7 protein-coding genes are annotated in these 7,216 nt (G+C 75.1%); 2 read left to right on the top strand and 5 right to left on the bottom strand.

Annotated elements, in window-relative coordinates; translation table 11 throughout:
- The first annotated feature begins 92 nt into the window (after positions 1-92).
- Together IO39_RS36325 and IO39_RS36320 are read left to right on the top strand one after the other, a co-directional pair.
- Positions 93-1,046 (top strand): amidohydrolase family protein, encoded by a 954-nt coding sequence (locus tag IO39_RS36325; protein ID WP_043633385.1) that lies wholly within the window; start codon positions 93-95, stop codon positions 1,044-1,046.
- A 60-nt stretch (positions 1,047-1,106) separates the two neighbouring features.
- Complete coding sequence (locus IO39_RS36320) at positions 1,107-1,973, top strand: alpha/beta hydrolase (protein WP_043633383.1); 867 nt, start codon at positions 1,107-1,109, stop codon at positions 1,971-1,973.
- Positions 1,974-2,047: 74 nt separating this feature from the next.
- Here the strand turns inward: IO39_RS36320 and IO39_RS36315 are convergent, their stop codons facing one another.
- The 5 genes from IO39_RS36315 to IO39_RS36295 form a co-directional block, all read right to left on the bottom strand.
- Entirely contained in the window at positions 2,048-3,118 is a 1,071-nt protein-coding gene (locus IO39_RS36315) for a Zn-dependent alcohol dehydrogenase (RefSeq protein ID WP_043633380.1), read from the bottom strand.
- A 19-nt stretch (positions 3,119-3,137) separates the two neighbouring features.
- A complete protein-coding gene (locus IO39_RS36310) occupies positions 3,138-4,559 on the bottom strand; it encodes an aldehyde dehydrogenase family protein (RefSeq protein ID WP_043633377.1) in 1,422 nt (473 codons plus the stop codon).
- A 41-nt stretch (positions 4,560-4,600) separates the two neighbouring features.
- Entirely contained in the window at positions 4,601-5,476 is an 876-nt protein-coding gene (locus IO39_RS36305; protein WP_043633375.1) for a carotenoid oxygenase family protein, read from the bottom strand.
- 179 nt (positions 5,477-5,655) lie between these two features.
- A complete protein-coding gene (locus IO39_RS36300) occupies positions 5,656-6,933 on the bottom strand; it encodes a cytochrome P450 (protein WP_084774078.1) in 1,278 nt (425 codons plus the stop codon).
- Positions 6,930-7,136 carry a ferredoxin gene (locus tag IO39_RS36295; protein ID WP_043633372.1) on the bottom strand — a complete coding sequence of 69 codons (207 nt, stop codon included), beginning with the start codon at positions 7,134-7,136 and terminating at the stop codon, positions 6,930-6,932. The genes IO39_RS36300 and IO39_RS36295 overlap by 4 nt, the downstream gene beginning before the upstream one ends.
- Positions 7,137-7,216: the final 80 nt, after the last annotated feature.

Genomic DNA, 7,216 nt, shown 5'->3' with positions numbered 1-7,216 from the left:
TCACAGGCGACCGAACCAGGCCGTCACCCCGGCTCCCGCCGAGTCCCTTCCACAAGACCCTACGCGGGCCTCGCAGTAAGGATGGTGCCCTAGTGACCGGTCTCATCGACGTCCACGCCCACTTCGTCACCGACTCCTACGTCGGGCGGGCCCGCGCGGCCGGCCACGACCTGCCCGACGGCGTGCCCGCCTGGCCTTCCTGGTCGGCCGGACGCCACCTGGAGCTCATGGGCCGGTCGGGCATCGACCGGGCCGTGTTGTCCGTCTCCTCCCCCGGCGTGCACTTCGGCGACGACGCCGCCGCGCGCCTGCTGGCCCGCGAGGTCAACGAGGACGGGGCGGCCATCGTACGGGACCATCCGTCGCGCTTCGGGCTGTTCGCCTCGCTGCCGCTGCCGGACGTGGCGGGGTCGCTGGAGGAGATCGCGTACGCCTTCGACGTGCTGCACGCCGACGGCGTCGTGATGGAGAGCAACGCGCACGGCGTCTACCTCGGCGACCCGCGGCTGGAGCCGGTCTTCGCCGAGCTGGGCCGCCGGGGCGCCGTCGTGTTCCTGCACCCCACCTCGCCGGTGTGCTGGCGGGAGTCGGCGCTGGGCCGGCCCCGCCCGATGATCGAGTTCATCTTCGACACCGCGCGCTCGGTCACGGACCTGCTGTTCGCCGGCACGCTCGACCGCCATCCCGGGCTGAAGGTGATCGTGCCGCACTGCGGCGGCGCGCTGCCGGTGCTGGCCGACCGGATCAACGGCTTCATGCGGCTGTTCTCACCCGGCGCGGGGCCGGCCCCCGACGCGGTGGCGCTGCTGCGCCGGTTCTACTACGACACCGCCGGCCCGGCCTTCCCGCGCCAGATCCCGGCGCTGCTGAGCCTCGCCGACCCCGCCCGGCTGCTGTACGGCAGCGACTACTGCTGGACCCCCGCCGAGGCCGCGGCCGAGCACGCCCGCGCCTTCGCCGCCGCGCCGGCCCCCGTCGAAGGCGAGACCTGGCCGTCCCTGACCACCGCCAACGCCCGCGCCCTGCTGGGCGGCTGCCCCCGATGAGAGAGGTGAGGTCATGAACGACGCTCCGCCCGCCCCCGCCCCACCGGGAGGCGAGCCCCGATGAACGGCCGTTTCCCCCTGGAGCTGCTCGCCCCGCCCGACCCCGCCGTGCTGCCCCTGCCCCATCCGGCGCGGCCCGCGCCGGGGGTCCGCCTGCTGCGGGGCGCCGCCTACGCCGTACCCGACGGCGTCCGACCGCTGGAGCTGGACCTCTGGCTGCCCGAGGAGCGGGCCGCACGGCCGCTGCCGGTCGTCGTCTTCGTGCACGGCGGCGCCTGGCGTACGGGCCTGCGCGACGACCCGGGGCCGCGCCTGCGCGAGTGGCGGCCTGGCCCGTTCGCCCGCCTGGTCCGGGCCGGGTTCGCGGTCGCGTGCCCGGACTACCGGCTCAGCGGCGAGGCGTGCCATCCGGCCCAGCGCGACGACCTCGCCGCCGCCCTGGCATGGCTGCGCACGCGCGCCACCGAGCTGTGCCTGGACCCCGACCGCACCGTGCTCTGGGGCGAGTCCGCCGGCGGCCATCTGGCCGCCCTCACCGCGCTGACCCGGCCCGCCGGGGTGCGGGGGTGCGTCACCTGGTACGCCCCCACCGAGCTCGACCCCACCTCCACCGACCCGGGCACCTTCGAGGCCCGCCTGCTCGGCGCCGCCCCCGCCGCCGATCCCGCCCGTGCCCGCGACGCCGGCCCCGTCGCGCACGTCACCCCGCAGGCGCCGCCGTTCCTGCTCCTGCACGGGGCCGCCGACACGATCGTCCCGTGCGACCAATCCGTCCGTCTGGCCGGCGCCCTGCGCCGGGCCGGCGTGCCCGCCGGCCTGCACCTCGTGGACGGGGCGGACCATCTGTGGGTGGGCGCCAGCGAGGCGGCCGTCGAGGACTGCTTCGCCCGCACCCTCGACTTCGCCCGGGCCCGGCTGTCCCCGTGACCCTTGGCGCCACGTCACCGGCCGGTGCCCGAGGTCACCGGGTGCGAGGTCACCGGGTCAGCGAGGCCACCGGCTCAGAACGTGACCAGGGACCGGATCACCGCGCCCGACCCCATCTCCGCGAAGGCCGCCCCCACGTCGCCGAGGCCGATCCGCCTGGTGATCAGGCCGTCCAGGTCGAGCCGCCCCGCCCGCCACAACCGCAGCAGCCGGCCGAAGTCGGTGCGCACGTCGCCGGAGCCGTACAGGCAGCCGACCAGCCGCCGCTCGGTGTAGAACAGCTCGGCCGCGCTGAAGGACACCAGGTCCTCCGCGCTGCCCGCCCCCACCACGACGGTGGTGCCGCCGCGGCGGGTGGCCCGCCACGCCTGCCTGATCGTCGCCGACCGCCCCACGACCTCGAAGGCGTAGTCGAACCCGCCACCCCCGGCGGTGAGCTCCTTGATCGCCTCGCCCAGCCCGTCGGGGGTGGTGACGTGGGTGGCCCCGAACGCCCTGGCGGCCTCCAGCTTCTCCGGGAACGGGTCCACGGCCAGGATGGGGGCCGCCGCGGCCAGCCGCGCGCCCTGGATCACGTTGATCCCGACCCCGCCGCAGCCGATCACCAGCACGGACGATCCGGGGCGGACGCGGGCGGTGTTGACCACGGCCCCCACCCCGGTCAGCACCGCGCAGCCGACGACCGCGGCCACGTCGAACGGCACGTCGTCCGGGATCGGGACGGCGGCCCGCGCGTCCACCACGGTCTCCTCGGCGAAGCAGCCGACGCCGAGCGCGGCGTGCGCGGGCTCGCCCTCGAAGGTCACGGTGGGCGCCGGCGGCGGGACGCTCACGCACAGGTTCGGCTGGCCGCCCAGGCAGAGGTGGCAGCCGCCGCACGGCGGGATCCAGGACAGGATGACGCGCGTGCCGACGGGCGGGCCGCTGACGCCGGGGCCGAGCTCGACCACCTCGCCCGCGCCCTCGTGCCCGGGCACCAGCGGCAGCCGGGCGGGCAGCCGGCCCTCGCACATGGACAGGTCGGAGTGGCAGACGCCGGCGGCGCGCAGCCGCACCCGCACCTCTCCCGGGCCGGGCCGCCGCACCGTCAGGTCGTCGCTGACCTCGACGGGCTTGCCGATCTCGCGCAGGATGACGCCTCGCATGGTGAACTCTCCCGGGGGCTCAGAGCTGCACGGACGTGGTGGTGAGGAACTCTTCCAGGCCGTGGCGGCCGTACTCGCGGCCGTACCCGGACTGCTTGTAGCCGCCGAACGGGGCCAGCGCGTTGTGGGCGCCGTCGTTGATCCGGATCTGCCCGGCGCGCAGCCGCCGGGCCACCCGGTGGGCGCGCTCGGGGTCGGCCGCGCGCACGCCGGCCGCCAGCCCGTACGGGGTGCCGTTGGCGATGCGCACCGCGTCGTCCTCCCCGTCGTAGGGCAGGATGACCAGGACGGGCCCGAAGACCTCCTCCTGCGCGATCCGCGCCTGCGGCGCCACTCCGGTCACCACCGTGGGCCGCACGTAGTAGCCGCGCTCCAGCCCGTCGGGCGCGCCGGGCCCGCCGGTGAGGATCGTCGCGCCGTCCTCGGCCGCCGCGCGCAGGTGCCCGCGCACCCGCTCGCGCTGGGCCGCCGAGACCAGCGGCCCGAGCCGGGTGGCCGGGTCCCGCGGGTCGCCCGGCAGGTACGCCGCCGCCTCCCCGGCCGCGATCCGCTCCGCCTCCGCCAGCCGCTCGCGCGGGACCAGCAGCCTGGTCAGCGCCGAGCAGGTCTGGCCGGAGTTGAGGAAGCAGGCGGCCACGCCCTTGCGTACGGCGTCCTCGAACGCGGCGTCGCCGAGGTCGTCGAGCAGCACGTTCGGGGACTTGCCGCCCAGCTCCAGCGCGGTGCGCTTGACGGTGGCGGCGGCCAGCTCGGCCACCCGCCGCCCGGCGCGGGTGGAGCCGGTGAAGGAGATCATGTCCACGAGGGGATGGGCGGCCAGCACCTCCCCCGCCTCCGGCCCGAACCCCGAGACCAGGTTGAACACGCCCGGCGGGAAGCCCGCCTCGTGCATCACCTCGGCCAGCGCGAACGCGTTCAGCGGCGTGACCTCGCTGGGCTTGAGCACCACGGTGCAGCCCGCGGTCAGCGCGGGGGCGACCTTGGCGGCGATCTGGTGCAGCGGGTAGTTCCACGGGGTGATGGCGCCGACGACGCCGATCGGGTCCCGGTACACCACCGAGGTGCCGCTGCGCTCCTCGAAGGCGACGCCGGCCGCGATCTCCGGCATCGAGGCGAACGTCCGGATCGGCGCGCCCACCTGGATGGCACGGGTCAGCTTGATCGGCATGCCGAGCTCGTCCACGATCGTCTCCGCCAGCGCGCCGGCCCGCTCCTCCAGCCCCTTGGCGACGGCGGCGCACAGCTCGGCGCGCTCGGCGGCGGGCCGGGCCGACCAGGCGGGCAGCGCGGCGGCGGCGGCCTCCACCGCGCGGGCCACGTCCTTGGCCCCGCCGCGCGGCACCTCGTCGAAGGTCTCCTCGGTGGCGGGGTTGACCACCGGGATCGGCGTGCCGCCGCTCGCCGTCGCCCACTCACCATCGACATAGATCCGATGCGGCATGACCCACCCTCAGCAATGGACTTTTATTCTAGATCTAGATTCTAGAAGCCTGCCGGCGGCCCCGTCCAGGGCACGGCTCCGCCGTCCGGACTGTCGCGGCGCGTGGTGACGGTCAGGAGCCAGCCGTCGTCCTCCCGGCGCGGCCCCCGCGTCCCCGGCACGAACACCGCCTCGCCGAGCATCGTCTCCGGGTCCGGCTCGTACACGCCGGCGTGATCCCCGGCGAGGACGTCGTACTTGACGATCGCGCACCGGTCGCGGCTGCGCGGCTCGGTGCCCGTGACGGTGTAGAGGTAGCGGGAGCGCCGCCCGGTCAGGTCGTCGTCGATCGTGGGGAACTCCACCGAACGGTCGTCGAGCTGCCGCTCCGCGGCGACGCCGGTGGCCGGGTCGAGGACCCCGCGCGCCAGCCGGGCCCGGCCGACCGCGGCGGCCGCCGGGGCGAAGCCGCGCGCGGCGTCGGCCCGCGACAGCAGCGCCGACAACGCCTGCCACTCGCCCGCCGGGTAGCGGACGGCGTCGAGCACCACCCGGCCGGCGTCGTCCTCGTGGCGTTGCCGACGTGGCGGCCCGGTCCACCGGCCGTCGGGGGTGACGAACGGTTGGCCGTGGAACGCGCCGGTGCGCACCCACCGGTTGCGGTACCACGCGGTACGGCCGCCGGCCAGCCGGACGCCGTGCAGCATGCCGTGGCCCGCCTGCAGGTGGCCGCTGCGCTGTCCGGGCAGGGGGTTGGGGCCGTTGCGCAGGTAGCGGCCGTCCAGCTCGGGCGGCAGCGTGCCGGTCACGGGCAGGTCGGCGGCGTCGATCTCGTCGGGCACCGCCCTGAGATGGCCGGGCAGGCCGTACTGTGCGACGGTCTCCGGATCGATCACGGGCCCCTCCGAGCGGGCGGGGCGGCGCCTGACACGCCGCACGACACCTCCACAGTGAGCCCCGGACGACCACCTGTCACCCCGCCGCCCGCCGCCCGCTTCCCACCGCCCGCTTCCCGCCGCCCGGACCCCTCGTATCGGCCGGCCGGCCGACCGGCCGGCCGACCGGCCGACGAGTCGCCCGATCGCGACCGGTCAGCCGCTCACGGCCCGCGTCCGGATCAGACGGCCCCGATGCGCAGCGGAAGCGAACGCGGCCCGCGTACCTGGCTGGCCGCCCACGTCACCGCCGCCGGGTCGGCCAGGCTGAACACCGGGATCCGCGACAACCACACCTCCAGCGCCACCCGCAGCTCCATGCGCGCCAGATGCGAGCCCACGCAGCGGTGGATCCCCAGCCCGAACGCGGCGTGCCGGTTGACCTCCCGGTCGATGACCACCTCACCGGCCCGGTCGAACTGGGCCGGGTCCCGGTTCGCCGCCGGGAACGACAGCAGGATCCAGTCGTCGGCCTTCATGTCCACGCCGTTCCAGGACATGTCCTCCTTGACCAGACGCGCCATCGTGACCGGCGCGTAGGCCCGCAGGAACTCCTCGATCGCGGTCGGCAGCAGTTCCGGCTCGGCCACCAGCCGCTCCCGGTCCCGCGGGGTCTTGGCCAGGTGCCACAGGGAGGCGCCGATCGCGCTCCACGTCGTGTCGATGCCCGCGATGAGCAGCAGCGTGATCGTGCCGATGACGTGGGCGGGCTCCAGCTTGCGCCCGTACAGCTCGGCGTCGATGAGGTAGCTCGTCAGGTCGTCGCGCGGGTGGTCGACGTGATCGCGGATCTGGGCGAGCAGGTAGTCCGACAGCTGGGCGAAGCCCTCGGCGCGCTCCTCGGGCGGCCGGTTCACGCTCTCCAGCGCGTTCTCGATGAACTCGCGGAACTGCGGCCCGTCCTCGGGCGGGAAGCCGAGCATGTGGGAGATCACCCGCATCGGGATGTGCTGGGCGTACTCGAAGGCGGCGTCCACGACGTCCCTGCCCTCGAACGAGTCGATGAGCGCGTGGCAGAACTCCCGCGTCGCCGCCTCCTGCCTGGCCACCGCGCTCTTGGTGAAGGCCGGCAGCAGCAGCTTGCGCGCGTCGTGGTGGAAGGGCGGGTCGGACGAGATCGGCGGCACGGCGCCGACCGGGGCCAGCTCGCGCGGCGGCCGGACGTTGCTCACGATGATCGCGCGGGAGGAGAAGCGCTCGGTGTCGTAGGCGATGGCGGCCACGTCCTCGTACCGGGTGGGCAGCCACACCCCGCCGAACCGGCTGGTGTGCGCGATCGGGCAGCGCTGCCGCAGCTCGTCCTGGATCGGGTACGGATCGGCCGCCCAGACCGGATCGACATGGGAGAAGTCGGTCGCCCAGTCGGAGACCGGGCCGGTGACGATCTCGCTGACCGTCCCGAACACCCGGTTCTCGCGCGACTCCTCGACCTCCATGCCGAACCGCTCGTCCCCGCTCATCGCGCGGCCCCGTTCACGACCTCGATCGCCCGCTCGGGGCAGTTGGACGCCGCCAGCCGCGCCCCCGGCTCCTGCCCGTCGGGCACCGCACCGCCGCCGAGCACTCTCCCGTACCCTTCGTCGTCCTCGCCGAACAGGCCTGGTGCGAGGTCGTAACAGCGGCCGTGGCCGTGACAGCGTTCGGAGTCGATCTGTACCTTCATTGCCCCGCTCCCGTCTGTGCTGGGAAGTCTCGGTCGTGAGGTGGTGCCCAGGTGGTCGAGGATGCGTCCAGTACGCCGGG

This window comes from Nonomuraea candida, from assembly GCF_000725485.1.
GTDB lineage: Bacteria > Actinomycetota > Actinomycetes > Streptosporangiales > Streptosporangiaceae > Nonomuraea > Nonomuraea candida.
Note: the sequence above shows the minus strand (reverse complement) of the source record. Positions and strands in the feature narration are given on the sequence as shown.

Excerpts from the sequence above, each read along its gene's own strand:
- IO39_RS36300 (WP_084774078.1), bottom strand. The coding sequence starts at position 6,933 with ATGAGCGGGGACGAGCGGTTCGGCATGGAGGTCGAGGAGTCGCGCGAG.
- IO39_RS36320 (WP_043633383.1), top strand. The coding sequence starts at position 1,107 with ATGAACGGCCGTTTCCCCCTGGAGCTGCTCGCCCCGCCCGACCCCGCC.
- IO39_RS36295 (WP_043633372.1), bottom strand. The coding sequence starts at position 7,136 with ATGAAGGTACAGATCGACTCCGAACGCTGTCACGGCCACGGCCGCTGT.
- IO39_RS36310 (WP_043633377.1), bottom strand. The coding sequence starts at position 4,559 with ATGCCGCATCGGATCTATGTCGATGGTGAGTGGGCGACGGCGAGCGGC.
- IO39_RS36315 (WP_043633380.1), bottom strand. The coding sequence starts at position 3,118 with ATGCGAGGCGTCATCCTGCGCGAGATCGGCAAGCCCGTCGAGGTCAGC.